Raw genomic sequence first — 25,886 nt, forward strand, 5'->3', positions numbered from 1 at the left:
CCGAGCCGACAGGCGGGGCGCTCGATAGTAATCATCAGCCTGATCGATTGTTGTACCGCGAAAACTGACCACCCCTGGCACGCCTGAACGCGCTTGCAATATGCATGTGGAAATCCGTATATTCGTATTTCCATATGTATTGGTGCAACCATGATAACCCCGCCCGATGTGTTCAAGAGCCTGTCTGACGAAACTCGTGCTCGCGCCAGCCTGCTGATCGCCAGTCTCGGTGAGCTGTGTGTCTGCGAGCTGATGTGCGCGCTGAACGACAGCCAGCCGAAGATCAGTCGCCACCTGGCGCAGCTGCGCAGCAGTGGCATGCTGCTGGACCGCCGCCAAGGGCAATGGGTGTATTACCGCCTCAACCCGGATCTGCCCGCCTGGGTACACGAGATCTTGCAGGCGACACTGCAGGCCAACACGCAATGGTTGGCAGAGAACACCCTGCGCCTGCAGAACATGGACGGTCGCCCCGTTCGTGACGCTGCCTGCTGCTGATCATCACTGTACGAGGTCATCATGCTGGTAGCGATTGCAGTCTTCGTTTTCACCCTCATCCTGGTCATCTGGCAGCCGAAGGGGCTTGGTGTTGGCTGGAGCGCAGCGCTCGGTGCCCTCATCGCCCTGGCGGCAGGCGCCGTTTCGCTGCACGACATCCCGACTGTGTGGGCCATCGTCTGGAACGCCACCGTCACCTTCATCGCCGTCATCATCATCAGCCTGCTGCTGGATGAGGCCGGTTTCTTCGAGTGGGCCGCGCTGCACGTGGCGCGCTGGGCAAACGGCAGCGGCTATCGCCTGTTCGCCTTCTGTGTGCTGCTCGGCGCCGCCATGTCGGCGCTGTTCGCCAACGATGGTGCGGCGCTGATCCTCACACCTATCGTCATGTCGATGCTGCTCGCGCTGCGTTTCTCGCCCGCCGCGACACTGGCCTTCGTCATGGCCGCCGGCTTCATCGCCGACACGGCGAGCCTGCCATTGGTGGTCTCCAATCTGGTGAACATCGTCTCGGCCGACTACTTCAGGTTGGGCTTCAGCGAATACGCTGCGGTGATGGTGCCAGTGAATTTCGCCAGCGTGTCGGCAACCCTGCTGGTGCTGTTCCTGTTCTTCCGCCGTGATATCCCGAGACAGTACGCGGTCGCGGCCCTGAAGAGGCCAAACGAGGCAATCCATGACCGCGCAACCTTCAAGGTGGGTGGCTGGGTGCTGCTGGTGTTGCTGATCGGCTTGTTCGCACTGGAACCACTGGGTATCCCGATCAGTGCGGTAGCAGCAACTTGTGCAGCGATCCTGTTTGCCGTCGCCGCCCGTGGTCATCGCATCTCGACCCGTCGTGTGCTGCGCGAGGCACCCTGGCAGGTGGTGATCTTTTCCCTCGGTATGTACCTGGTGGTATACGGGCTGAAGAACGCCGGCCTTACCGACATGCTCACCCACCTGCTCGACCGCCTTGCGCAGCAAGGGCTGTGGAGTGCCGCCATCGGCACCGGGCTGATCGCTGCATTGCTGTCCTCGGTCATGAACAACATGCCCAGCGTGCTGATCGGCGCTTTGTCGATCCAGGCCAGCGAGGCGCAAGGGCTGGTACGCGAGGCGATGATCTACGCCAACATCATCGGCTGCGACCTCGGCCCGAAAATTACCCCCATTGGCAGCCTCGCCACGCTGCTCTGGCTGCACGTGCTGGAGCGCAAAGGCATGCGCATCACCTGGGGTTACTACTTCAAAGTCGGCATCCTGCTGACGCTGCCAGTGCTACTGATCACCCTTTCGGCTCTGGCATTGCGCCTCAGCCTCTGAAACCCGCCACGAAGCGCAGGAGCTTTCATGCGAGTCCTATTCATGTGTACGGCCAACAGCTGCCGCAGCATCCTTTCCGAGGCCATGTTCAATCACCTGGCGCCTCACGGATTTGAAGCCGTCAGTTCCGGCAGTTTCCCGAAAGGCCAAGTGTTGCCTCGCAGCCTGACCACCTTGCAGCATGCCGGCATCTCGATCGAGGGGCTGAGCAGCAAGGGCAATGACGCGTTCGAGCGTTGCCCTCCTGACATCGTCATCACCGTTTGCGACAACGCTGCCGGCGAAGCCTGCCCGGTGTATTTCGGCCCTGCGCTGAAGACGCACTGGGGGCTGGAGGATCCGTCCGCTGTCGTGGCTGACGAAGCGTCGGTCGATGCTGCATTCCGCGCCACGCTGGCCCGGATCCAGTCTCGCTGCCAGGCCTTCTTCGCGCTGCCATTCGAAAATCTCGACCGTGAGCAGCTCAAAAACGAGCTGGATCGCATCGCTACGCTTTGAGCAGGAGGAAACATGTCCGAGCAACTGCCTAATCTCGATCTCTCGCTGTTCGATCTACCGCCAGCGGCAACCCGCTCCAGCGAGCACAAACCGCGCATCCTGTTGCTGTATGGATCGACCCGCGAACGTTCCTTCAGTCGCCTGCTGGTGGAGGAAGCTGCACGCCTGCTGGAGCACTTCGGTGCCGAGACCAGGGTCTTCAATCCGTCGGGCCTGCCGCTACCTGACGATGTGCCTGTCGAGCACCCCAAGGTGCAGGAGCTGCGTGATCTGGTGCAGTGGTCGGAAGGCCAGGTCTGGTGCTCTCCAGAGCGCCACGGTGCAATGTCAGCAGTGTTCAAGGCGCAGATCGACTGGATTCCTCTGGCACTGGGTGCGGTTCGCCCCACTCAAGGCAAGACCCTGGCGGTCATGCAGGTGTGTGGCGGCTCGCAGTCATTCAACGTGGTCAACCAGTTGCGTGTGCTTGGCCGCTGGATGCGCATGTTCACCATTCCCAACCAGTCTTCGCTGCCCAAAGCCTACCTTGAGTTTGATGACGCCGGACGGATGAAACCCTCGCCGTACTACGATCGTGTGGTGGACGTCATGGAGGAGCTGGTGAAGTTCACCGTTCTGTTGCGCGACCGCCAGGCGTTCTTGGTGGATCGCTATTCGGAACGCAAGGAAAACGCCGAGCAACTCTCTGCCCGTGTGAACCAGCGCTCGATCTGAGACGATGCCGCTTCAGTCGTCTCCACGTCCCACCGCTGGTCGCAAATAGCGAACGGCTGATGATGCTCATCACTCTCCTATTCTGAGCACCGCAGCAACGGATCCAGGCCCTCGAAGCTTAGTGTCCTAGCCCGTCGCTCGCTGTCCCGCCCGCCTCTCCTACCAGCCTTGCTGACGCAGGAAAGATACCGTGCGGTTAAAAAATGTCTGATCACGCCGGGCATCTCCGCCGGCGTCACCCGAGCAGCCTTGAACCAAGCGTCGAGATGCTCACTGCCTATGGCCTCCGGCCAGGAGCGCACTATGAACTTCGAAGAACGCGACAAGTACGGTATGTACAAGGGACGGACCGATTTCACTGTCGAGGGAGACCGCGGACCGGGGCCGCGGCTGATGGGGGCGGATACCCTCATCGGCAACGACGTGTATAACACGCAAGACGAAGACTTGGGTGACATCAAGGAAATCATGTTGGACACCGCCAGCGGCAAGGTTGCGTACGCTGTACTGTCGTTCGGCGGTTTCCTTGGGATGGGTGAAAAGCTGTTCGCCGTGCCGTGGGGGGCTTTGCGCCTGGATACGGTGAACAAGCGCTTCGTCCTTGATGCCGACAAGGACCGCCTGAAGAACGCCCCAGGCTTCGATGAGGACAACTGGCCAAACATGAGTGATCCGACTTGGGGCAGAGGTATCCACGACTACTACGGCACCACGTGGGAAAACGATCCCCGGCTGTGATGTGTCAACCTGCTTGGCCGGGCTCCCGGCCAAGCCTATCCTGATCAACAGGACCGTGACAGGCGGCTTTGGGTCGATGGACGTGCTCTTCGCAGCGAGAGCCACACGCCCTCGCAGCACGGTCTCCAGGCAGGCTGTGCAGTCACTCTGCGGTGCTTTCGTATCGCACCCATCCTGCAACCTCGGAACCTGCGACTACACGGTCTTTGGGGTGAATCCGACCTTCACTGACAGGCACCTCTGGGAAGTCAAATGGGCTCATGCCCTCAATGCAGGCCACATTGACTCCATACTGATCAGGCGCAGAACGGCGCTGGTGGAAGGTGTAGATGCCACACTTCGAGCAGAAGTAGTGCTTTGCTTCGCGTGTGTTGAACTGATAAAGAGTCAGCGCCTCTTCCCCTTTGGTAACAGTGATGTCGCCCAGGTTAGCTGATACCGCCACGGCACCACGCATACGGCACAGAGAGCAGTTGCACCTACGCGCTGTACGCGTGCCGTCGGTCAAGCGCAATGAGAATTGCACCGTCCCACAATGGCAGGCTGCTTGGTAGACAGTGCGGTTATCGTTTGTTTCATTGAGCATGGCATTCCTCTACTTGAGTCTGGGAACGGATGGCCGGTCCGACAGGTTGGGGCGAGTATTTTGAGTCGTAAGCGATCACTCGCAGATGGTAGCGATCGTCCCACAGCCGTCGTTCGCCAAAGCCTTGCCCACTCTGGCCGCAGATCAATGGCGAGCGCAGGGATCGCGGCCAGGTCAGGCGACGCCCTTGGCCTGTTGCTCCAGATGCACCTGCAATGCCGGATCGAGTTGCAGTGCGCCGGCCAGCTCATCCAGGTAGGCCCGCTCTGCTTCCTGCTGGTCATCCACCAGCATCACGCTGGCCAGGTACATTTCCGCGGCCATCGCCGGGTCCCACGCCGACTGCGCCACCTCGGCAGCATCGAGTGGCTTGCCGACTTCTTCATCCAGCCATTGCTGCAGTTGCGGGTCGCTGGTCTGGCGTTTGATTTCGGCGTAGATCAACTGTTCTTCCTGCTGGTCGATGCGCCCATCGGCCTTGGCCGCCGCAATCAGCGCGCGCAGGATCGCATGGCTGTGATCCTCGGCCTCGGGGCCGGACAGTTGATCCACCGTGCGGACCGCCTGCTGCGGGGCTGCCGCCTGGCTGCGCTGCCAGCTCTGATAGGCCTTGAATGCCATCATCCCCAGTGACGCCAGAGCCGCGTAATTGACGCCGCCCGCGGAACGCCCTTGGGTAGAGCCGCCAGTGTTGCTGCCACCGCCGCCCAACAGGCCGCCCAGCAAACCACCAAGGCCGCCACCGCCAGCCGTCGTACCGCCGCCGCCAAGCAGGCCGCCAAGCAAACCACCCAAGCCACCCAGGCTGTCTTGCGATGACCTGCCGCCGCTCCCTTGTTGCGTCTGCGAACCTTGTCCGGCCCGAAGCAGCTGTTCGAGTAGATCACTGGTATTCATGGCACCGCCCTCGTCGGTCGTGGTCGCCCAGACAAGCAACGATAGCCCTCTGAAGGCGATCCGCCATGACCGCCTGACCAATGGGGCGTTCGGCTCAATGCGTTGTCGTTGCTCGGATTGAGGGAGGGCGATAGCGCCTGCGCAAGGTTGGTGGCAAAAGGCCGTATTCCTGCTCGCCTGATCCCTTGCCGCGCTATATCATTGCGCCCCCGCAGCTGAGGTGCTTGCTCGCTGATTGCAGCTGCCGATGGATCGAGACCCGCCCCAAGGATTTTTCATGCCTGGATTGCTCCGTGCGTTCGCACGTCTTTTACCGCTTGCCCTACTTACCGGCTGCGCCGCCAAATCCCCCGTCCTGGTCAGCGAGGCCCTGCAACCTGCCGCTGGTGGTCCAGTAACGTACCTGGTAGGCAGCATCGGCCCCCTTGGCCGCGATAGTGCCTACACCAACCAACGCATCCTCCTGCGCAAACGTGGCGCGCAGGACGGCGCGGCGGCATGGTGGGGTTTCGCCGAGGTGGCCCACACCCCGAAGGACATCGAAGAGGTGCGTGGCCCCGACAAGCAGGCGCTGCCCGGCGAGGCCAGCGTGTTCGTCATGCCTCTCAAGCCCGGCGACTACGAATTCTATGACTTCCAGTTCTTCTGGAACGGCTACAACGGTGGCTACAGCTCCATCCGGGCACGGGAACAGTTCCTCGTGCCCATGCATCTGGAAGCCGGCAAGGCGTACTACATCGGCGAATTCCGTTCGCGTTGCCTCGGGCTTTCCGCGTGCCTGTTCTTCCATGGCGACCAACAGCCGCGCGATGAAGTGATCGCCCGGCGCTACACCCCTGGGTTGCCACCCCTGCAGGCCCTGAACTTGAACATGGCGCTAGCATTCCCCTTCGTCATGCAACTGCCCCAAATCGCCCAGCCGGCGAAGTGACCCGTACCCAGGAAAACCCGCAATGAAAAAGACTCTGTTCCTCAGCGCCAGCTTGCTGCTGGCCGGCTGCGCAGGTACCCAGACCTTGCCCGAACCACGCATCGAGGCAGGCCAGGATTACCTGCCGCCGATCGCGGTCATGGTCGATTCGCTCGAACACGGTACCGAGCTGCGCAATTACCTGCGCGAGAGCGGCGTGTTCAGCAAGGTCGAGAACGGTGCCGCCGGCGAAGGGGAGACCCAGGTGATGGTCAAGCTGGATGCCCAGCCCAAGGTCGCGCCATTTCCTCTACTGTTCCTCAGTGCCGCCACTCTGTTCCTCTTGCCCTTGCAGAGTGACCTGGACACCAAGGCCGACTTCACCGTGATGCGTGATGGCAAGGTGCTGAAGCGTTATCACTATGAGAACTACATGGCCAAGTACGCCTGGCTGCTCGACCTCGGTGTTCCTGAACGCGAGGAAAACATCCGTCGTGTCGCCCGCGCCTTCGCCCGTGACATGCAGGCAGCCAACCAGGCCAGCAAGCCGCTGGAGGCGCAGCGGTGAACAACCTGGTCAAGGCGACGCTGATGACGGCCGGGCTGGCATTGCTCGGCGGCTGCAACCCGTCGATGAAGCCGCTGGGCTATCACGCGCAAAAGCCCTACGTGCCGATGAGCCTGTTGGTGCTGCCGGATGGCTACACCCGCTTCGACGTCCAGAAGCGCGACGACCTGACCAAGGCGGTCAGGTCGTCCGGCGCGTTCTCTTTCGTCGACCACGGACTGCCGCGCAAGGGTTACGCCCTGGTCATCAGCCAACCGCCAGGGGAGGGGGCTGGTTTTCTGGTCGTACTCAACGCCCTTACGCTGCTGACGTTCCCGATGCCGTACAGCTATGTGCACAACCTTACCGGCAAGGTCTACAAGGATGGCGAGCTGCTGCGCACCTTCAGCTACAAGCGTGAGGGCATGAGTGTGGGCGCCTGGTATGTGCCGCCGCCGAATACCGAGAACCAACGGCAAATGCTGACTGAACTGATGCGCGACCTGGAGGCCAGTGCGCTGATTCCCCATGTCGATGATGCGGGGCAGGTTGGGTTGGTTGATCAACGGTAAGTCGCGGGCAGGATAAGGCAAGGTGAAAACAGGCGAGGAACGGTCGCAGTCGCGCTCGACTTTACGTGTGGTAAATGAGCATTCCGACTGGGCTGGCGCACCAGCCTGTTTTCAACGCAGCATGATCGTTGCGCAGGCACTTTTCGAACAAAGCCTAGCGTGTATTCAAGCCACTTGGGCAAGGCACTCGCTATCCAGCGAATACAGACCGACTCTGCACACCGGGCCTTGCATCAATACGTTGTAGTGGTTGTCCAGCTCGATCATGATGACGCCACCTGCCATTTTCACCTCCACCTGCGACCCGACCAGGCCAAGCCGACGTGAAACTGCTGCCGCAGCGCAGCTGCTTGTGCCCGAGGACAATGTATAACCTACCCCCCGCTCCCAAATCTGTACTTCTAGCGTGTGTTGATCAATGACCCGTACGAACTGAACATTGGTACGGTCGGGGAAGATCGACAACTGCTCGATAAGCGGCCCCAGCTGTCGTGCCAGTGTTTCGGTTGGTTGATTGACGAATACCACGCAGTGGGGGTTTCCCATGGAAACGGGATTCAACCGAAGTGGTGTGCCGTCAACGGCAACGGTGAACTCCGTCGTTTCCGAAAAAGTGGCCTGGCCCATGGCAATCGAAATCCGCTGGCCCTTGTCGAGCACCTGGCAGGTCACCACGCCCCCTTTGGTGGAAATATCAAAGGGTACATCCCCGACGATGCCCTGGTCCCACAGATAGCGGCAGAGAATCCGCAGGCCATTGCCACTTTTCTCCGCCTGCGAACCGTCAGTGTTGTAAATCCGTACCGACAACATTTCACCTTCTTTGATCACCGGTACCAGAATGCCGTCACTGCCCAGTCCACGGTGTCGGTCGCAAATGAGGGAAATCACCTGTCTTGAATAATCAAACGGTGCGCTGTCCCGGTAGACAAGGTAGTCATTTCCAGCCGCATGGTATTTGAAAAACTGCATTAGCTAGGGCACCAAGGTTATCAGAGGATTGAAATTGAGAATCGGCTATCAACGATAATACTGGGGCATCGAAGTTTACCTCGATGCCAAGTGGGTTGGCAGCAGGCGAGGTCGCATGGCACACAGGCTGCCGCCCAACAGCACACACACGATCAATGAATAACACAGGCCTTTGGGGCCAGCCAGCGAAAGCATGAATCCACACCAGGCCGGACTGACAGCGGCCCCCAGGCTTGCCAGATTGTGTGCGGCAAAATAGCTGCCTTTGAGGTGAGGCGGGCTGATCGAATCGATATAGAGATACTCAGCTGGCTGAATCAGAAGCTCGCCGAGGGTGAAAATCAACATGGACACACACCAGGCTGAAAGTTGCTCGGAGACGGAAAAGCCGAGCAGGCCGGCGGAAAACAGCAGGGCGCCCATCACTACCCGACTGTTCAAGCTTTCCAAGGTAATGTAACGGCTGACGACGCGTTGCAGAAGAATGACCGTAGCGGCGTTGGTCAACAGTAACAAGGACAGCATCTCCATGCCTTGGGTGGCAGGATACTTATAGAGCAGCAACAGCGACAGAAAGAACGTGAAGCGACCGTGAACGACAGTGTTGAAGAATGAACCCAAGGTATAGAGGACCAGATTTCGGTCTTTGCCCAAGGCCCTCGGTACCTCAGCCAACGATAGCTGTCCGCTTATCAGCGAAGTGCAAGATAGGTTCTGGTCCTTGCTCAGGCACATGATGATTACCATCGCCAGACAGCTGGCACCCGCTGCCACCAGAAGAGCCAATGTCAGGGAAACCTCCGCCAGCCGTACGCCAAGGATAGGGCCTATGGCAAATGCTACATTGGTCAGGATGTAGCGATAGGAGAATGCCTGGACGCGTTGCTGCTCTTTCACAAAATCGGCCAACAGTGCCTTCAAGCCGATGCTGAACAGTGCTGCGGCGAACTCCATGAACACCAGCAGCAGGCTGACGATCAGAATGATCTGGGCAAAGGGCAGCAGCGCCACAGCCAACGCCATGAGCAGCAATGCGGCAGTGGCAAGGCGCCGTCGATCAAACCAGTCAAAAAGCAGTCCTGCCGGCAATGACAACAACGTTGCCAGCAGCATGGCAAGGCCGAGCAGCCCCCCTGCCTGCCAACTGTTCAGGGCAAAGCTGCTGGTTAGAAAAAGGACCATCAATGGACTGGCTATACCTTTGCCCAGGTCGTGCAGCAGAGAGCCCAGCAAGAGGGTAGGCAGGGGCGGGTAGGGCCGCAACGGCGAAAAGGAATGCATGGAGGACATCGGGCTCCAATGAGGATGGGTACAGCCTAGGCTCGGTACGAAATGTATCTGCACTCGTCTATACGGCGTTGAAACGGGGCTCGGAAGGCTCATGTAATCCAGTACACAGCGCTTCCTCGGCTGATTTCGCTTTGCCTGACCTGCGTCTCAAGACTTTTCGTACAGAGCCTAGTGTGGTGTTTCACAAATAACGACCATAACTCGCGGCGCTTTTTGCGCTCATGCGGCGTTGTCGCTCCTCGCCGTAGCTGGGCTACGACTCGTCGCGACGCCTTGCCTGAGCGCAAAAATCGCTCGCGATTTATTGGTCGTATTTGCAAAACACCACACTAGCGGCGATCGATGCACAAACGCTGGAGTGACTCCAGCGTGAGGGCGTGAAGTTTGGCAAAGGCGGCAGTGTCGAAGACGATGCCGAACTCATCCTGGAGATGTGTAATCAACACAATCATGCCCATCGAGTTGACGCCTTGTGCGTGCAGTGTGATTTCAGGGTCGACCGGGCTAGGCAGATCTGGAAACAGCCGGCTCAACAGCTCGGCAAACTGGGTGCTGCTTATCGACAATGTGCTCACGGCAGGCTCCTCTCAGTCATCTGCTTTGCCGCCAAGGCTTGCCGGTCAACCTTGCCGTTATGGTTCAGTGGAAAGGCGTCGACCTGGAAGAACCGCGAAGGTGTCGTCGCCTGGCCGAGCCGCCTGACGCATAAGGTTGTAATCGCCTCTGTGTCCAAGGGTGCTTGAGCGATGAGGAAAGCGTGCAGCTCATCACTCACCTTACCTTCTCGCTTGACCACGATGGCATCGCTTACGCCGGGGCAGTTGCGCAGGACAAGTTCGACCTCTTCGAGCTCGATGCGGACACCGTTGATCTTCACCTGGTTATCTTTGCGTCCCAGGAACACGATGTCGCCGTTCGGCAAAGCACGAACCATATCGCCACTGAAATAGAATCTCACCTCGCCCGCGCCTTCAACCGGCAAGGTGCGGAACTGCCGCTCAGTCAGTCGAGGATTGTTCAGGTAGCCATTGCCCACGCAGATACCACCAATGATCAGCTCGCCCGCTTCACCCGATTGCACGGGGCGCAGATCGTCGTCAATGATCGCTACATGTGTTCCCGCAATAGGTTTGCCAATGGGGATGATCTCGCTGGCATATCCGCGTGGCGGATTGAACACCAGGGTTCCGATCGTGGCCTCGGTCGGCCCATAACCGTTGTAGATCCGGCAACCCGGCAACCGGGCATGAAGTGCACTGATCAGCTCGATCCCCCAAGGCTCACCGCAGCAGACGATATGCCGCAGGTGTTGGCAAGACTCGATTGCCGGGCTCGCGAGCAAATGCTGCAGATGGCTGGGCACCATGATAAGCATGGTCACGCCGTGCTCACGGATGCATCCAGACAGGTAGTTGGGGAAGTTGACGCGAGTGTGGTCGGGCACGAACACAGCACCTGCGGAGAAAAAGGGAAGCACGGCTTCCTGTATCGATGGGTCAAACGATGCCTGGGTTTTCAGGGCCGTCACATCTTCGCTACCGAGCGTGTAGTAATCGCGCGCCCACTGCAGCCGATTCAGGAAACCTTTACGGGTGATGCTTACGCCCTTGGGCACGCCGGTCGAGCCTGAGGTGAAGATCACATAGGCGGTGGCCTCGGGGGAAGGTTCCGGGTACTGATCGAAGACTGCTCCTGCAGGTTTACCTGAAAAGAGCGTGGAGAGAGAGCAGGTTCGTATTGTTTCATCAGGCATTGTCGAATCCGTGATGATTATGGCGGGCCGGGCCTGTTCACAGATCAACCGTTTGCGCTCGGGGGGCAGGGCAGCGGCAATTGGCAGGTAGACCAGGCCTGCAAGCAGCAACCCCAGAACCAGGACGGGATAGCGCAACTGCACCGTTGCATTCACTGCTACCACATCACCGCTGCGCAGGCCCAGTTCATGGAGACGAGCATGCAAGGTGAGCAGTGCGGCCCGGATGTCGCTGTAGGTCAAGCGCTGCTCGGAGTCGAAGGCCGCTACGTTCGATGGGTAACGCTGAATGATGGCTTCGATGTGTTCGACCAGCGAGAAGTCCACTGGATAGGCAGGCCCACTGGTAATCGTCGGTAATGCTCCGTTCATGCTGCACTCCTTGCGGTGTTGCGTACGAGTCCGATTCCCTGATGAAGGTCCGCATATCCGATTAGCAGGTAATGCTCTTCGGCGGCTACCGCTTGCTGCGAGAGTTCGGCGAGCGCCATCAGGTAATCGCTTGCAAAGCAGTGAGCCATCTGTGTGGCATTGCCTGAGAAGCGCTGGGGTGCCGAAAAACCGAGGCGGTTCAGCAGCATGTTGACCACCGGCAGGTAGAAGTTGGGTAGAACCACCTTGGCGATATCTGAGCGCTGCAGTCCATGACGCCCCAGCAAACGCGTGACCAGCGCGTCCAAGGCATTGAGATCGCCACGGAAGAAAGCGCCTGCCTCGCGAGCGCGACCGAAGCTACAGGCGGTGTCAATCAGTGCCAGTGATGACCTTTCGGTGCTGCTCAGGATCACACCGGCAGCCGCATCGCTGAACATGCAATTCCGATCAAAACGATGTGCTTCACTGACGGACGAATCAGTCGTGACCAACAACACGTTTTCGCACTTGCTTGCGGTGATCAAGGCATCGGCCAGGTGCAAGCCATTGAACAGACTGTTGCAACCGGTGAGCGTCATTCCGGTCACTGGCACATGGCAGAGGCCGCAGTCATGTAAAAGTGTGTCGAGGCGATCGTTGCCTTGCAGGAAACCGAGAGAAAATCGACTGCTGCAAATAATCAGGTGGTCGATACGTTGCTGCGGCGCCGATTTGGCCAGCATTTGCTCGATAACACGCCGGGCCAGATCGAAGGCATCTCCCTGCGTTCGACTGAGTCGGTGCCAACCCATTATTTCCGGGGCATCGGGTAGGCCATACTCTCGCCGCTTACGGTCGAAGTCCTCGACTTCGAGATAGGAAAACTGTTGTTCGCCAAGCACGCCGACGACATTGCGAAGATGGATTGTCATCTCGACACCTTCCCGGAATGCCTGAACTTCACCTGGGATAATTGTTGTCGCAAGCGAGAGAACACTGTTTCGGCTTCGCCACCGAAGGCCACGGAAAAGCGCACCTGGCTGCGTCCAGCCACTTGGTAGGGGATCGTCAGGATCCCCAGTTCACTGGCCAGGTATTGCGAGAAATCGTAAGCCGTGTCGAACGTCCTGCCATTGATCACACCGGAGGGACATTGTGCGTAGACAAAGAACGCGCCGTCAGGATTGAACACCGTCAGGCCATTTGCCTGGAGGATATCGACCAGCACGGTGCGCCGCTTGGCTATGCACTGGCAAAGCTGTTCGGCGAAAGCGCGATCGTCGAGGACGCTGGTAACCGCATCCAGTAAAATGCGCGGCTGTCCACTTTCGTGCAACAGACTGAGCTTGCCAAGCGCCTGGATAAACGCGGGGGCGGCAAGGATAAATCCAAGTCGCCAGCCGGGAATCTGCAATGACTTGGAGAGCGAGTGCACTTCGATGCAGTGGCTTGCTGCGCCATCTGCACACAGGAAACGTCCACAGGGTTGATCAGCAGGTAGCAAATCCGCATAGGCCGCGTCGTTGATCATCAGGATGTCATGGTACTTGCAAAGAGCCAGCAGGCGATCACATTCCGCTTGGCTTGCGACTTTTCCAGTCGGGTTGTTCGGGTAGTTCACCACCAGCAACTTGGCACGCGCGAGTACTTCTGCCGACAACTGCTGCAGATTCGGCAGGAAGTCGTTTTCCTCCAGCAGGGGCAGTTCTACCACGGTCGCGCCCAGGCGCTGTGCCATGGTCGAAAAAATAGGGTATGCCGGCGTAGTGACAAGAATAACGTCGCCCGCGTCTATCAGGGCCAGGCACAGTAGATTGAGCGCGGACTTTGCGCCACTGGTGGGTAGAACGGCCAGCGCAGACGACGAACTCATACCCTGGGTTGCGTGCCGTAGGCACGCCGCCTCGTAAGCCGAATGATGATAGACATAGCCATGTAGCTCACGACGCGCGGCCAATGCACTCAACGCCTCGGACAGTTCGTCAGCGGGTGGCATGAAGGCATCCGCGACGCCGAAGTCGAGGAGAGGTTGTCCAGTTGACGATGCCTTGAGCGTACGGACCCAACTGAAGAAGTCGTCGCTGTCGGGGGCCAGCTTGGTCTCGCGAAAGAAGGTATTGAAGACTGTCGCTTGCATGTTCACGCTCGATCGAAGGGTCAATAGTGCTCGTCATTGAAGTTGCTCAGGTGTGCAGTACCTGAGAATGCGCCGTGATGGCTGTAGCCGCGGACATGACGCAGGGTGCGATGCCGCATGTCGTAGACGTAGATGAGCTCATTCGAAACCAGCAACACGTAGCGGCCATTATCGGAAGTCTCTATCCATAGGGGCATGTGACCGAGCAAGGTGCAGAAGTGCAGCCCCTGCGGCGCGATGGACTCGTGCTCGAAGAGTTGCTCGTCCCTGGTTCGTTGCAGCGTACGTTCCCGAACAATATGAAAACGATTGGGATAGGCACTGAGCACGATGTAGTGCTCGCCCTGGTAGATGAACAATTTGTGGGATGTCAGGCGATACAGCCCCTTGGGCCGGTACTGGTCTTCGAGGTTGAGCACACCCTCCCGGATCGTGCCCGCAATCAGTGTCGCCTGGCCGTGCAATATCAACTTGCCGTGTGCTTTGGACAGGTTGTGGCAAGACAAGTAGAAGCGTGAAGGGTCCGTCCGCGAGAACTCGATATGCCCAGGGGTGCCTGCAGCAACGAGCTGTGCCTGGGACTGCCCGGTCGACTTGTCCACCAGGTAGATCCGATTGGCCTGCAGGCCTCCAGCCTGATACGCCTGCCAGTGCATCGGGTCGGCAAAGGGATCTCCTTCAGGGCAGGGAGGACGAACGTTCGCAGCCAGGCAAAATTCGGTCAGCACCAGGTAACGCGGGTCCGGGCTCTGTTTGACCTCGTGCAACGCCTCAAGCGTGTGCAGTGAGGCCAGCTTGCGCGGGCTTTGCCAGCATGTATCAAGCGCATATAACTCGGTATCCAGTTCCTGCGGCCCCGCACCATAGGCCCGCAAGCGCTGCTGCATATCGGTCATCGTGTACAGGTATTCACCTGTGTCGCGATCAAGCGAGTTCTGCGCGGACATCATGCGTGGCACGAATCCATCCTGTTCAGAGACATGGCCCACATGTCGCTGGGAAAACTCGATTTCTCGGGCATAGCTGCAGTTGTGCATGCCAACTACAACTCGACCATCTTCAAGTTCAAGCGCCTCATGCGGTTGAACGAAACAATACGCTACGGCGTTGCTGGAGCCGCAGGCGTACGGGTACTGGTCGGGGACCAGTTGCTTTTCTATGTATCCGGATAATGCCGAAACGTAACTATCAACCTGCACGATGCAGCTTTTGATAAGTTTCTGGGCAAAATCGATGAGGTAGTAACATTCTCGGTTTTCCCTGAGGCCACCTATGAAGATACGGCCGGTCAAGTCATCCGGTAGATGCCAGTCAGAGGGAAAGGGCCTTTCGTCGAAGTGAGCGCTGTCAGTAATCGGCATGATGCTTATTCCGGCATCACGGCAATGGCTTCGATCTCCACCAGCAACTCGGTTCGGCAGACATCAGCCTCGACGAACGACGCCACTGCCCGGTCCGGCAGCAGTGAAGCGCATACCGCGCGCACCCGCGCAAAGTCATTGCGGTTTTTGATGTACACCGTGTAGCTGACAATACTTTCAAGGCCGGATACTGCTGGATAGCAGTCGTAATCCGACAGTAGCCTGGCGCATAGCAGGTTGCCTATGTTTTCAATTGTCTGCCTCGTTTGCTGCTCGATGTCACCGAGATGCACGCTCTTTGCACCGACGATACTGGCCGTTCCAGATACGAACACCATCGCTTGAGCACCACCAAGGATGGCCACCGCGCGTGAAAACAGGGGCGCGATCAGGCTCTCCTCCTTCGGGTAATGAAACGCGCTGGTCTGGCGTCGATTCTCCAGGGCGACGAGACGCATCCCGGGGCGAGTCCTGCACGAGAGCAATCCAAGGGTGAGTGAAGGCCCTTGCGTACCTATCCCGGTACTTGCCGGGAAGGGAGAGTCGACCGTTCCTGTACCAATCCCCACCTCCTGGAAAGCGTCCCGCCGTGCCGCATTGACCTGCTGATAGGGTGTCTCATCGTGTCGCCCCTGGGTGATGTTTCCGATGTAAATCCAGGCGCGCAGCAGGTCATCGGGCGTATGCCCTTGGGCATGCTCAAACGTCAAACCGTCGTAGAACTGCCGACTGAACACAGAGCCCACTTGCGCATTGCTCGGCACATGCTCGTTGCTTGCCGAGAACAGCCATTGCAGTACCGCAGGGGGGCTGTTCGAGGAGGCCTCATCGGCAATGGCCGCATGATCCACCAGCCAGGCGCTGAGCTGCAATTGCCCTGAGAAGGGCGGCTGAACAACGACCTCCGCCCGGCAAAGCAGCGCCGGGAAACCCTTCGCCAGTTGCTCGAGAATGCCGTGAAACTGGTCTTGGTTGCTGACTGCCACCACCAGGCGCAGTACACCGAATGGTGCCGGCTCGCTGCTGGATGAAGTCACCAACCGGAGCAGGCAATCGCTGAACGTATCAGGTGTACAAGTGGCACTGAGGAACTTGTGACGTGAGCCGGCAAAGGACAATGCAAAGGCGTTGTCCCAGAAGGGAGTGCTAAGGGTCATCGAAGATCTTCCTTTCACAAACGGGATAGAGCGCGCAACCGAGTGGCAAGTGTCGCTATTACGCAACTCGATTGAATGGCTTTCCGCGAGTGGTGCATAAGCGCACACGGTTGTGGCCAAATGCATCTTCCCCACCGGCGATGACGGTGCCGTAGTGTTCAAGGGTTACCGTTCTGCCGAACTCGGTGAGGGTATCCGCATCCGGGTAGACCTTGACGGAGGTGGGCACGTAGCGAGATACGTAGCCCAGGCGCGGCGTGCTCGTTTCACCCAGGTGAGGCAGCGAACCATGCAGGAGGGTGGACCAGAAAATGATGAACTCACCCTTCTTCATGGTGAAGTAAATGGCTTTCGATTCATCTGGCGTCCAGTTTGGATCAACCTGCAATTCGCGGTAGTCGTATCCGTAGAAGCCGCGGGCCACCCCGTTCTTGACCAGTCCATGCTTGTCTTGCGAGTAAGAGGCTGCCTTGGATTCGTCATAGAACCGCGAGTGCTGGGTGCCGGGAATGATGCCCATTGGCCCCATGTCCAACGTCACATCCGAGAGTGCCGTCCAGACGGTGACTGTCCCCCCCTCCTGAGAGCCTTCGGGCCACCGAAGCGCGTCCTTGCCACCGTTGAGACCTGCGAACGTATCGCCTTGGTGCCAGTCGGTCCCTTCATCGCCCGGATACTTGGGGAAAAACTCGGAGCGCCAGCAGGCCACATCACGCCCAATCAGTCGTTGTAGCTTGGAGATAATGGCCGGATGGCAGACATGGTCCGCAAGTTCATCTATGTCCAGGTGACGGTCGTAGCTGGATATCGGGTCCTTGGTGTTCTCGGCTTTGCCGAAAACCGATTTGGAGTGATCGAAGGTTTTCAGGCGAGCCCGTCGCCAAATGTCGTCGATCTCGCGCTCGGAGTAAGCCGGAAAGGGGCCGAGATAGCCCTCTTTCTGAAAGAACGCCACTTGTTCGTCACTGAGTGGTTCATGCAGTTCGTTAGTCATGACGGTTGCTCCTTAACCGATGTGCTGAGAAGAAAGTTTCCGGCTCAACGTTGAAGCCAGGGCAGCCATTGAAGCCCCTTCGACGAGGACATCGAGGCTGGCGGAGAGGTTGAAGCGCTTATTGAGTTCATCAATAAGAATCGCCATCTGCAAAGAATTGATGCCCTGGTCGAACAAGTCGTCATTGCGGTCGAATGTCGACGTATCGACCCAGTCAGCCAGTATCCTTTCGATTGCATCAATGATTGTCATTGGATAAATCACTCCCTGTGATACTTTCAGATATTTAGCGCAGCGATTTTTATTTCACTATTGACTGCGCCGTCGACGAACGCATGGACCAAATCATCAATCAGCCAATGGATGAGTGAGCAACCCGCTTCGGTGAATACCAGCCACTCATCTTCGTGTGTGGCCAGGCCCATTTCTAACCAGGTATGGATCAGGCGTTCAACGGCAAAGCGGGTATTTCCACTCTGCGTCAGCAAGTAATCACGTTTCACCCGACTGAATACGCGGATATAACGCATTAGCGTGACCATGAACCGTTCTTTATCATCAAACAGCGAACCACTGGCCAATGGCAACCGACCACCGCGTACCCGCTCCATCCAACCACTGAGCGACTCATTATTCTGCACCCAATAATTGGCGGCAGTGGAAAAGGCACCCATGCCCAAGCCAAAGTAGGGGACGACCGTACTCCAGCGCTCAATCATCGTTTCCCATGACGTGATGGCTTCTGTTTTCTTTTGTTTAACAAACCAGCCCAATGGACTTTCGTGGTAGCCGCACGATTCGAGGTAGGTCTTGCCAAGGAAATACATTTCTCTGGCTTTGTATTCGGAGACCGTTGCCCAGGGTTGCTGGCGAGCCAACTGGAAACTCTTGGTGCCAGGAAACAGTTCGTTGCGATAGAAGGTGATGGAGGGTACACCCAGATTCACCAGGTCCTTCAGGGTGAGGAACACCGACTCGAGTGATTGACCAGGCATACCATACAGAACATCGGTATTGACCAGGTCGAAGTACTCCTGCGTGGTAGCCACACGGGCCAGGAGCTTTTCCCGTGGCAGGATCCGCCCTTCACGTTGTCTCAACGCAGTGTCGGTGGATTGCACCCCCAGACTCATGCGATTGACCCGAGAGGAGAGCAACTTCAGTTTCGAGTCCGTCAACGTCGCCGGGCTTGCTTCCAGTGTGATCACCGCGTTGTCTGCCAGGTGGCTGCGTTGCAAGGTGCCATCGACGAAGGCTGCGAGCAGGTCGTTGTCGAGTATCGAGGGGGTACCACCGCCGAAGTAGATACTCCCTGCAGGCGTCGAGGCGAGCCCCGCAGCATTGTAGGTATCCAGTTCCTTGAGGATGACCTCGATGTACTCGCGTTTCTCCTCTGCTCGCGGGCTGCGCGAGTAAGCGAGGTCGCAGAATGAACAGGTTTGAATACACCAGGGTACGCCTAGGTACAGTGCCGTGCGTGTAGCAGTGGATAGCTCATGGACCACGGCCTGTTGCGCTTGCGCAGGCGTCAACGGTGGAGAGACGCTGCGACCTGCCATCTGGCGCAAGTTGTCGAAGCGGTGTGTGAAGGCCGTGCGATCTGCCCAGAAGTGTGTCGGCACTTGTTGATAACAATGGTTCATTCGCGTCATCGCCGCATCCAGAACATCATTGAAATTCGAATTGTCAGCCATGGCGTGCACGCGACCTCCATCGTGAATTATTTCAACCCAAGGTCCCTGGGTATGGTCGGCAAAAAGTGCCGTCGGCAGTGATGCTCAATGATTAGTGGAATGGCTGTCAATCTATATCAGAAACGTATTGTTCATTAAAAAGCTGATATCCGGGGTGTCGAATTAATGCTGTTTTTATATGTGTGCATGCCAAGTAAGGTTTGGGTAATATTTGTGCTTCGTAGTTCGAGTTATTGGGTTTGCATGTTGTTTGGTGTCACGAATTCATGCAAATATTCCGTCAGTATTTACGGTCATTTAACTGAACTCTAAAGTTGGTGTTGTGGGGGGTTATGCTTTACCCCCCCCTGCGTCACGTTGTGTACGAAAAGTGACTGCGCGACGAACAGGCTTTACGATTGACGGGCTTTTCTCCCCTCATGGTGAGCGGTGGGGGCAGGTTTTTCAGGCACAGGGGCTGAGATTGGCAACAAGCCTGGCTTGCGGCGTAAGCCTGTCGAAAAATCTGCCTATCAGCATGGCAGAAGGTTTTTTAGCAGATTGACGTGTTCAGCCGCAGCGGCTGGCAGGGCTCCGCACATGAGTTCGAAGGCTTGGCTAGTGCCTTTCCGGCACAAGGACCGCACGATCAGCCGTTAGGTTTAAAACGCACAGGGGGAGGGTTTTGAGTAAGATGGGGTGAGCACGAGGGCGATGGGCCGCACAAGAAAAAACTTCGAAAACAGTATGCTCGCGTTATTCAAGGAGTGAATATGCACCTAAAATTTCGACATATAGAGATCTTTAAGGCCATCATGATCACCGGGACTGTCACCGGTGCCGCCCAGATACTTGAAACGTCCCAGCCAACGATAAGTCGAGAGCTTTCAAATTTCGAAAGCAGCATCGGCATGCGCCTGTTCGAGCGCTACAAAGGACGCCTAAAACCCACGGCTGAGGGTATGGCCCTTCACTCCGAAATTTTGAAAGCGTATGACGGTCTGGCTCGGGTAAGCGCTGCGGCGCAAAGCATCAAACTCGGGCTGCGAGAGAAAATCAGTATCGTCAGCCTGCCCGTGCTGTCACAAACCATTTTGCCGACCAGCCTTGCTAGATTCATCGAGCGTTATCCGGATATCAACCTGAGTGTCACGACTCACGACTCGCCCGATATCGAACCGTTGATATCCAGCCAAGCTTACGATATCGGCTTGATCGAGGGGGTGAGCGCGCCCTTGGGAACCACGACTGAACACCTCACGGATGTGGATGAAGTATGTGTCCTGCCACCCGGTCATCCGTTGTCCGTGTTTCCGCAAATAGACCCACTGCAACTCAGCCACTATCCCTTCATTCACTTGGCACCGAATGATCCTTACCGGCACCATCTCGATAGTGTGTTTGCCCAGTTGGGTGTTTCGCGCAACAACATCATCGAAGTCGACAATGCCGTCACCATCTGCCAAATGGTGCTGAGCGGTATTGGTGTATCGATCATCAACCCATTAGTAGCCAACATTTACGCTAGCCAGGGCCTGGTCATCAGGCGCCTCACGGTCTCGGTCCCCTTCAGTGTCAGCTTGGTCCGACCGCTGCAGCGTGGCGCATCCCTAATCGTCGACCACCTCGTCGAATGCATACGTAGCACTTCACACGCGTTATCGATGCAATACCAATCCGGACGTCGCGAGACAACTCCGGGTAATGTGAGAGCATCCGCTTAAGGCTGTTTATTTGGTGCGTGGCCCGGACGACTGTGAGGCGCTTAGTTATTCGGGTCTGGCTGTTTACGCTTAACGGTAGTGCCGCAATTACCACCGCCTTTGCGGGTTGCAAATATGAGTATTCCGAGCGAGCCGGCGCCCCCGTCTGTTTGTAGCGCCGCATGAATGTCGCGCAGGCATGTTTCTTGTCCAATCGGGTAGCTATACAAGGCTGCATGCTATTTGTATGCATGATGCATGCTTCTTTTGCGTCAATAGCGACAATTTTGACTGTGTAGATATTGGGTGCGACATGATGGTTGCTCAATGTTGGGTGGTTGCTCATTCTTTCGATTTCTTGACGGTTTGATATTTCGTCATAGGGCGCGCGCAGGCGGTGACAGCAGCTCAATGCGGTAGTCGCCAGGTCTGAGCGAGTCTATCGTTGGGTTTGCGGCTTGGTGATATCAGATAATAGTTGCTCTATTCGCATCTGATATGCGTTGACAGGGTTTTTGAATACCGATTATGTTCAGTGGCGGATCGCGTTGGATCCAATTTTTGCGCCCGTTGTAGCGCTGTGTTGTCTTTCGTTGATTTCATAAAGGGATTTTCATGAAAAGCATCTACATGGTTGGTGCCGGTCACATGGGCGGGGCAATCCTTCGTGGTTTGAAGGGGTTCTTGAAAAGCACTGCAAACTTGCATGTTGTTGAAGTAGATACACAGCGTGTGCGCTATTGGCGAGAACAAGGGTTTGATACTACTACGCAGATTCAAACACTGGCGCCACACGATTGCGTGGTGCTGGCCGTCCCTCCTCAACAGTTTGAAAGTGCACTTGCTGGCAATCCGATGCTTTCCCGTCATCAAGGTCCGGTGATTTCGGTGATGGCGGGTATCACCCATGCGACGCTAGTACGCCTGCTGGGCCATGACTCGGTTGTGCGAGCTATCCCCAATACCCCTTCAGAAGTAGCCCAGGGGGTCACGATGTACTACGCACCTGCGCACGCCAGCTCGGACCTGATCGACAGCGCGCGGCAGATCTTCGACGTTATCGGAATATCCCTGAGGGTCAGAGAGGAATGGCAGATCGACACGGGGACTGCCTTGGCTGGCGGTGGACCGGCATTGGTCGCTCACTTCGCCGATGCACTACAGGATTACGGGCTTCGCACGGGGTTGGAACAGGAGGAGGCAGCGGTCGTTGCCCTGCAGTTGCTTGCCGGCACTGCCGAGTTGATCCGAGCGAGCGGTAAACCATCCAGCCAGATTTGCCGCGAAGTGCAAACTGTCGGTGGCACCACCGAACGCGCTATCGGTGCCTTGGACGCAGCAGGCTTCAAAGAACTGGTGAATGCTGCGCTTGATGCTGCAGCCAGGCGCTCCGCGCAATTGGGTGAATGATCAGGAGGATGAAACATGACTATTCTGACCGCTCCGGGGAGCGTCCATTCAGACATTGCAGCCTATAACCTGTATTTCGGCATGGGCCAGCGGATTACGCTGATCGACGACCCCAAGGTGTTTAGAGTGAGTCCCGCAGGAGAAGCGTTCGGGGCATTGATCGCGAGGCGTTTTGGCGGGCGCGACAGGGATGCCCGTTTTCTCGATCTGGGGACCGGGAGTGGCGTGCATGCCTTGCTGCTGCGTCAGTTAGGCATGCGCAACATCACTGCCAGCGATATTTCTCTAGAGGCTGTGCAGGCGGCTCGGGCAAATGAACTGGTTAACCTGGGCGAATCATGTATTGAGTTCGTGCACGGTGATCTGTTCGACGCTGTCCCCACCGCAGACAGCGGATTCGATGTGATCCTATTCAACCCACCAGGGTGGCAGACACCCTCGGATGCGTTCCTCGCGGCACTACAGTCCGTTGAGGCTGCGCAAGGTCTGTCATTAGAGGCCATGTTCTACGGCGAACAGACCTTACGCAGATTTTTCGAAAGGGTGCCGGCCTACCTCAAGCCTGGAGGCAAGCTGCTCATCGGCCTCAATTCGTTGGTCGACATTGCCGGTGTCATGCGTGACCTCTATGGCACCCATGGGGAGCGTTTCAAGATCGACTGGTCATTGCTGGAGCGTCACGAGATCCCCCTTGTCCTGTACACGGAGCAATGGCGTGCTCTCCAAGGCATGTTGCATGAAGAAATCGAACGTTGGACCGGCCAGGGTCGGGCACATTGCCGATTTGACGACTCCGGCATATTGTTCTGGTCCTACGAGATCATTGAGTTCTCTTTCACGCCAATAGGCGAGTGACCACCATGGCCGGAAAACCCTTTGCTGCGGCTGCGGGATTGTCTGCTGCGCTGGCATCGAACTGTTTGCTTGGGCTGTCGTCCCTTTACTGGAAGGCTCTCGCTACCTTACCGGCGTTGACGTTGCTCGGCTGTAGGGTGTTGATGTCATTGCTCTGTGTCACGCTGTTACTTGCTGCGCGTAAAGAGTTCGTACCTCTGCTGTGCGGCTTGACGCGACGCGACATTCTCCTGCACGGAGGGGCGGCGCTGCTGGTTGCCGCTAACTGGGGGACGTTCATATGGGCTTCAATCCATGGGCACGTGCTGGAAAGCGGCCTGGGGTATCTGATCGCGCCGGTTCTGGGGATCTCGCTGGGCTTGCTGCTGTATCGTGAACGAATGTCCCTGCCACGTGGATTGTCATTAGCACTGGTAATAGGCAGCGTTGTCTACCTGCTTTTCGAAACGGGTGGACTAGATAGTCGGGTGTTCTTGGTTATCGGGATGACTTGGGGCGGTTACACCTGGCTCAAGAAGCTGGCCTGTCTGCCGCCGTGGTCGGGACTGTTTCTCGAATCGCTTGTGCTGGGGATATTGCTGGTGCCGCTCATCATATGGATGAGCACCCCGCTGGCAGGTATCGGAGCGTTGGACACTGGTGACAAGGGGCTGCTGCTACTTTGCGGTGCAGTATCGCTGTTGCCGCTGGCCCTCTTTTCGTTCGCAGCTCGGCGTCTGCCCCTGAGCATCATGGGGTTGATGCAGTTCGTGCTACCGCTGACTCAATTCTTCGTTGCGCTGATCTTCTATGACCAGATGCCTTCCCATGGCGCATTACTGGCGTTTGCGTTTATCGCCTTTGCCATGCTGCTGGTAATACTCGAGCCGTTGCTCAATACCGTTTTCATCAAGGCAAAAGGAGTTGTTGAAGATGCTTAAAACCTATAGTGCTGTGGTCGTCGGCCTGGGAGTTGTGGGTAGCGCCACGTTATGGCGCCTGGCTCAGCAGCAGCCAGGTGTCCTAGGGCTTGAGGCCAGAGCGCCAATCAATCTGCATGGCAGTTCCTACGGTGGCTCGCGGATTTTTCGTCAGGCTTACTGGGAGGGTTCCGACTACCTGCCGTTGCTGGCAGAAGCAGACCTCGGCTGGCGTGAGCTGCAAGCGAGTTGCCACCGATCTTTGTTGCACCACAGTGGAGGGCTGTTCATCGGACCGATTCGCTCAGGTGTGGTTTCAGGCAGCGTGGCGACCGCGAAGGCCGGCAGCATTGCTCATCAGTGTCTGAGCGCAGCTGAGGTTGAGGCCAGGTTTCCAGTCTTTCGTGCCGATGAGCACATGGAGGCGGTGTTTGAGGAAGGCGCATTTACCATCGCTGCGGATGATGCTCGGCTGCAAATGCTGAACCAGGCTGTGGCTCATGGCGCAGAAATTCGCTTCGGCAGCCCCGTTCAGGAAATTACCCTTGTATCGGGCGGACTCGTACTGCGCCTGGTCGATGGCCAACAGGTGCACACGCAAAAGCTGGTGTTGGCGACTGGAGCCGGTTTGGCAGACGCTCTGATTCCCGACCTTGCCGGGCTGTTACAGCCTCGCAGCGTGCCGATTTACTGGTGTGCATTCAAACCGGGCGCTGAACACCGATTTTCGAATTTCCCAGCGTTTCTCTATGAGCTCGAGGATGGTCGCCTGCTGTATGGCACGCCGCAAATCGACAATGCCGAGCCGGGCATCAAGATTGGGTTCCACAATCATCAGCAATCAGCACTGGACTTGAGCACACAATTGGAGCCGGTTAGCGACGTGCAGATCGCTGAAATATCAGCGTGCGTGGATCGCATCTTTCCCGATCTCATCGCTCATCCTTATGCGTCCCGCAAGTGCGTATACACCCTGACACCGGACGAAGCATTCATACTAGGCGAATCAAAGGAGCTTCCAGGTGTGTTCTATGCCTCGGCCTGTTCTGGGCATGGCTTCAAGTTTGCACCCGCATTGGGCAGTTGTCTTGCCCGAGCAGTAGCAGGCCAGTCGTTGGAAGTACAAGTTCCGGCCTTCAGTCGGGAGCGATTTGTCCACTAGCCGTAGGCTTTCGTATGAGGCCAGGGCTGGAGTGCAGCGCATCAGCAGGGTCCAAGGCGAAAACTACATGCCGCCAGTGCCAGCAGACTATTCGGCATGATGCGTAACGCTGAGCTCAAGCGCCGGCCAATTCTTGCAACAGACGCTGTTTGAGATCGTGCAGGCGTGCGCTGTCTCGTCGGCGTGGATGGGGCAGGGAGATGCTGATGTCTTCCTTTATCCTGCCAGGCCGCGCATCCATCACGATCACCCGGTCACCCAGGTACAGCGCCTCTTCGACGTCATGGGTCACCATGATCACGGTGCAGCGCTCCTGCACCCAGATGCGTTGCAGCTCCTGTTGCAAACGCACCCGGGTCAAGGCATCCAGTGCGCCGAGCGGTTCGTCCAGCAACAGCACCTTGGGTTTGTTCACCAGTGCCCGGGCAATCGCCGCGCGCTGGGCCATGCCGCCAGACAGCTGGTGCGGGTAGGCCTGCTCGTAACCGCCCAGGCCCACCAGTTCGATGTGCTCGGCCACCAGCCGGCTCTTTTCAGCCACCGGTAACCGATGGTTCTTCAAGGCCAGGGCAATGTTCTGCTGCAGGGTCATCCACGGGAACAGGCGGTGGTCCTGGAACACGATGCCGCGCTCAAGGCCCGGCCCGCGCACCGCCTGCTGGTCCAGCAGGATCTGCCCCTGGTAATCCTGATCAAGGCCGACGATCAGTCGCAGCAAGGTCGACTTGCCGCAGCCGCTGGCGCCGAGAATGCTGACGAACTCGCCGGGGCGGATGTCCAGGTCGATGTCTTCAAGTACCGGCACTGGCTTGCCCTTGAGCGGGTAGGCCTTGCTCAGGCCGCGGATGGTCAGGGCGCCAGGGCTGACGCTGGTGGGTAAGGCATGGGCGATAGCGTTCAT

General features: G+C 57.6%; 27 protein-coding genes. 13 read left to right on the plus strand and 14 right to left on the minus strand.

Features of this window, described 5'->3' with window-relative positions:
• Positions 1-150: 150 nt before the first annotated feature.
• From ACODS9_RS00245 to ACODS9_RS00265, 5 genes are all read left to right on the plus strand, one after another.
• Positions 151-498, plus strand: coding sequence for a metalloregulator ArsR/SmtB family transcription factor (locus ACODS9_RS00245; RefSeq protein WP_094011131.1), 348 nt, complete (start codon positions 151-153; stop codon positions 496-498).
• Positions 499-519: 21 nt separating this feature from the next.
• Positions 520-1,803 (plus strand): arsenic transporter, encoded by a 1,284-nt coding sequence (locus ACODS9_RS00250; RefSeq protein ID WP_401105081.1) that lies wholly within the window; start codon positions 520-522, stop codon positions 1,801-1,803.
• Positions 1,804-1,830: 27 nt separating this feature from the next.
• Complete coding sequence (locus tag ACODS9_RS00255) at positions 1,831-2,301, plus strand: arsenate reductase ArsC (RefSeq protein WP_489092966.1); 471 nt, start codon at positions 1,831-1,833, stop codon at positions 2,299-2,301.
• A gap of 12 nt (positions 2,302-2,313) precedes the next feature.
• Entirely contained in the window at positions 2,314-3,015 is a 702-nt protein-coding gene (gene arsH, locus ACODS9_RS00260) for an arsenical resistance protein ArsH (protein ID WP_217866279.1), read from the plus strand.
• Positions 3,016-3,318: 303 nt separating this feature from the next.
• Positions 3,319-3,753: a PRC-barrel domain-containing protein gene (locus tag ACODS9_RS00265; RefSeq protein WP_489092967.1), complete on the plus strand. Its 435-nt coding sequence runs from the start codon at positions 3,319-3,321 to the stop codon at positions 3,751-3,753.
• 142 nt (positions 3,754-3,895) lie between these two features.
• On the opposite strand, the gene ACODS9_RS00270 is transcribed toward ACODS9_RS00265, so the two are convergent.
• A complete protein-coding gene (locus tag ACODS9_RS00270) occupies positions 3,896-4,339 on the minus strand; it encodes a GFA family protein (protein WP_489092968.1) in 444 nt (147 codons plus the stop codon).
• A gap of 174 nt (positions 4,340-4,513) precedes the next feature.
• Positions 4,514-5,236 carry a tellurite resistance TerB family protein gene (locus ACODS9_RS00275; protein ID WP_489092969.1) on the minus strand — a complete coding sequence of 241 codons (723 nt, stop codon included), beginning with the start codon at positions 5,234-5,236 and terminating at the stop codon, positions 4,514-4,516.
• Between the two features lie 277 nt (positions 5,237-5,513).
• On the opposite strand from ACODS9_RS00275, the gene ACODS9_RS00280 reads away from it, so the two are divergent.
• The 3 genes from ACODS9_RS00280 to ACODS9_RS00290 are packed head-to-tail and all read left to right on the plus strand — an operon-like array spanning position 5,514 to position 7,265.
• On the plus strand, positions 5,514-6,167 hold the full coding sequence (locus ACODS9_RS00280) for a hypothetical protein (RefSeq protein WP_489092970.1): 654 nt from the start codon (positions 5,514-5,516) through the stop codon (positions 6,165-6,167).
• A 22-nt stretch (positions 6,168-6,189) separates the two neighbouring features.
• A complete protein-coding gene (locus tag ACODS9_RS00285; protein ID WP_401105091.1) occupies positions 6,190-6,714 on the plus strand; it encodes a hypothetical protein in 525 nt (174 codons plus the stop codon).
• Positions 6,711-7,265, plus strand: a complete 555-nt coding sequence (locus ACODS9_RS00290; RefSeq protein WP_489092971.1) for a hypothetical protein — start codon at positions 6,711-6,713, stop codon at positions 7,263-7,265. The genes ACODS9_RS00285 and ACODS9_RS00290 overlap by 4 nt, the downstream gene beginning before the upstream one ends.
• Positions 7,266-7,430: 165 nt before the next feature.
• Here ACODS9_RS00290 and dapF read toward each other — a convergent pair whose 3' ends face one another.
• The 11 genes from dapF to ACODS9_RS00345 form a co-directional block, all read right to left on the minus strand.
• The gene (gene dapF, locus ACODS9_RS00295) at positions 7,431-8,237 is read right to left on the minus strand and encodes a diaminopimelate epimerase (RefSeq protein WP_401105094.1); all 807 of its coding nucleotides are present in this window, start codon (positions 8,235-8,237) and stop codon (positions 7,431-7,433) included.
• 75 nt (positions 8,238-8,312) lie between these two features.
• Positions 8,313-9,527, minus strand: coding sequence for an MFS transporter (locus ACODS9_RS00300; RefSeq protein ID WP_489092972.1), 1,215 nt, complete (start codon positions 9,525-9,527; stop codon positions 8,313-8,315).
• A 329-nt stretch (positions 9,528-9,856) separates the two neighbouring features.
• Positions 9,857-10,102 carry an acyl carrier protein gene (locus tag ACODS9_RS00305; protein WP_401105098.1) on the minus strand — a complete coding sequence of 82 codons (246 nt, stop codon included), beginning with the start codon at positions 10,100-10,102 and terminating at the stop codon, positions 9,857-9,859.
• Positions 10,099-11,652 (minus strand): amino acid adenylation domain-containing protein, encoded by a 1,554-nt coding sequence (locus tag ACODS9_RS00310; protein WP_489092973.1) that lies wholly within the window; start codon positions 11,650-11,652, stop codon positions 10,099-10,101. The genes ACODS9_RS00305 and ACODS9_RS00310 overlap by 4 nt, the downstream gene beginning before the upstream one ends.
• Positions 11,649-12,566, minus strand: coding sequence for a beta-ketoacyl-[acyl-carrier-protein] synthase family protein (locus ACODS9_RS00315; protein WP_401105102.1), 918 nt, complete (start codon positions 12,564-12,566; stop codon positions 11,649-11,651). The genes ACODS9_RS00310 and ACODS9_RS00315 overlap by 4 nt, the downstream gene beginning before the upstream one ends.
• The gene (locus tag ACODS9_RS00320) at positions 12,563-13,771 is read right to left on the minus strand and encodes an aminotransferase class I/II-fold pyridoxal phosphate-dependent enzyme (protein WP_489092974.1); all 1,209 of its coding nucleotides are present in this window, start codon (positions 13,769-13,771) and stop codon (positions 12,563-12,565) included. The genes ACODS9_RS00315 and ACODS9_RS00320 overlap by 4 nt, the downstream gene beginning before the upstream one ends.
• 20 nt (positions 13,772-13,791) lie before the next feature.
• Positions 13,792-15,132, minus strand: coding sequence for a hypothetical protein (locus ACODS9_RS00325; RefSeq protein WP_401105106.1), 1,341 nt, complete (start codon positions 15,130-15,132; stop codon positions 13,792-13,794).
• A gap of 5 nt (positions 15,133-15,137) precedes the next feature.
• Entirely contained in the window at positions 15,138-16,289 is a 1,152-nt protein-coding gene (locus ACODS9_RS00330; RefSeq protein WP_489092975.1) for a Rid family hydrolase, read from the minus strand.
• Between the two features lie 58 nt (positions 16,290-16,347).
• Entirely contained in the window at positions 16,348-17,283 is a 936-nt protein-coding gene (locus ACODS9_RS00335; protein ID WP_401105110.1) for a chlorinating enzyme, read from the minus strand.
• Positions 17,284-17,295: 12 nt separating this feature from the next.
• Positions 17,296-17,535: an acyl carrier protein gene (locus tag ACODS9_RS00340; protein WP_401105112.1), complete on the minus strand. Its 240-nt coding sequence runs from the start codon at positions 17,533-17,535 to the stop codon at positions 17,296-17,298.
• Between the two features lie 26 nt (positions 17,536-17,561).
• Positions 17,562-18,977 (minus strand): coproporphyrinogen-III oxidase family protein, encoded by a 1,416-nt coding sequence (locus tag ACODS9_RS00345; protein WP_401105114.1) that lies wholly within the window; start codon positions 18,975-18,977, stop codon positions 17,562-17,564.
• A 752-nt stretch (positions 18,978-19,729) separates the two neighbouring features.
• On the opposite strand from ACODS9_RS00345, the gene ACODS9_RS00350 reads away from it, so the two are divergent.
• The 5 genes from ACODS9_RS00350 (at position 19,730) to solA (ending at position 24,985) form a co-directional block, all read left to right on the plus strand.
• Positions 19,730-20,680 carry a LysR family transcriptional regulator gene (locus tag ACODS9_RS00350; protein ID WP_401105116.1) on the plus strand — a complete coding sequence of 317 codons (951 nt, stop codon included), beginning with the start codon at positions 19,730-19,732 and terminating at the stop codon, positions 20,678-20,680.
• A gap of 594 nt (positions 20,681-21,274) precedes the next feature.
• Positions 21,275-22,069 carry a pyrroline-5-carboxylate reductase family protein gene (locus ACODS9_RS00355; protein WP_401105118.1) on the plus strand — a complete coding sequence of 265 codons (795 nt, stop codon included), beginning with the start codon at positions 21,275-21,277 and terminating at the stop codon, positions 22,067-22,069.
• A gap of 15 nt (positions 22,070-22,084) precedes the next feature.
• Positions 22,085-22,924, plus strand: coding sequence for a methyltransferase (locus ACODS9_RS00360; protein ID WP_401105120.1), 840 nt, complete (start codon positions 22,085-22,087; stop codon positions 22,922-22,924).
• A 5-nt stretch (positions 22,925-22,929) separates the two neighbouring features.
• Complete coding sequence (locus tag ACODS9_RS00365) at positions 22,930-23,844, plus strand: EamA family transporter (RefSeq protein ID WP_401105122.1); 915 nt, start codon at positions 22,930-22,932, stop codon at positions 23,842-23,844.
• Positions 23,837-24,985, plus strand: a complete 1,149-nt coding sequence (solA, locus tag ACODS9_RS00370) for an N-methyl-L-tryptophan oxidase (RefSeq protein WP_401105124.1) — start codon at positions 23,837-23,839, stop codon at positions 24,983-24,985. Before ACODS9_RS00365 ends, solA begins: the two co-directional genes overlap by 8 nt.
• Positions 24,986-25,100: 115 nt before the next feature.
• Here the strand turns inward: solA and ACODS9_RS00375 are convergent, their stop codons facing one another.
• Positions 25,101-25,886: an ABC transporter ATP-binding protein gene (locus ACODS9_RS00375; RefSeq protein WP_401105126.1), complete on the minus strand. Its 786-nt coding sequence runs from the start codon at positions 25,884-25,886 to the stop codon at positions 25,101-25,103.

This window comes from Pseudomonas sp. FG36 (assembly GCF_057809275.1).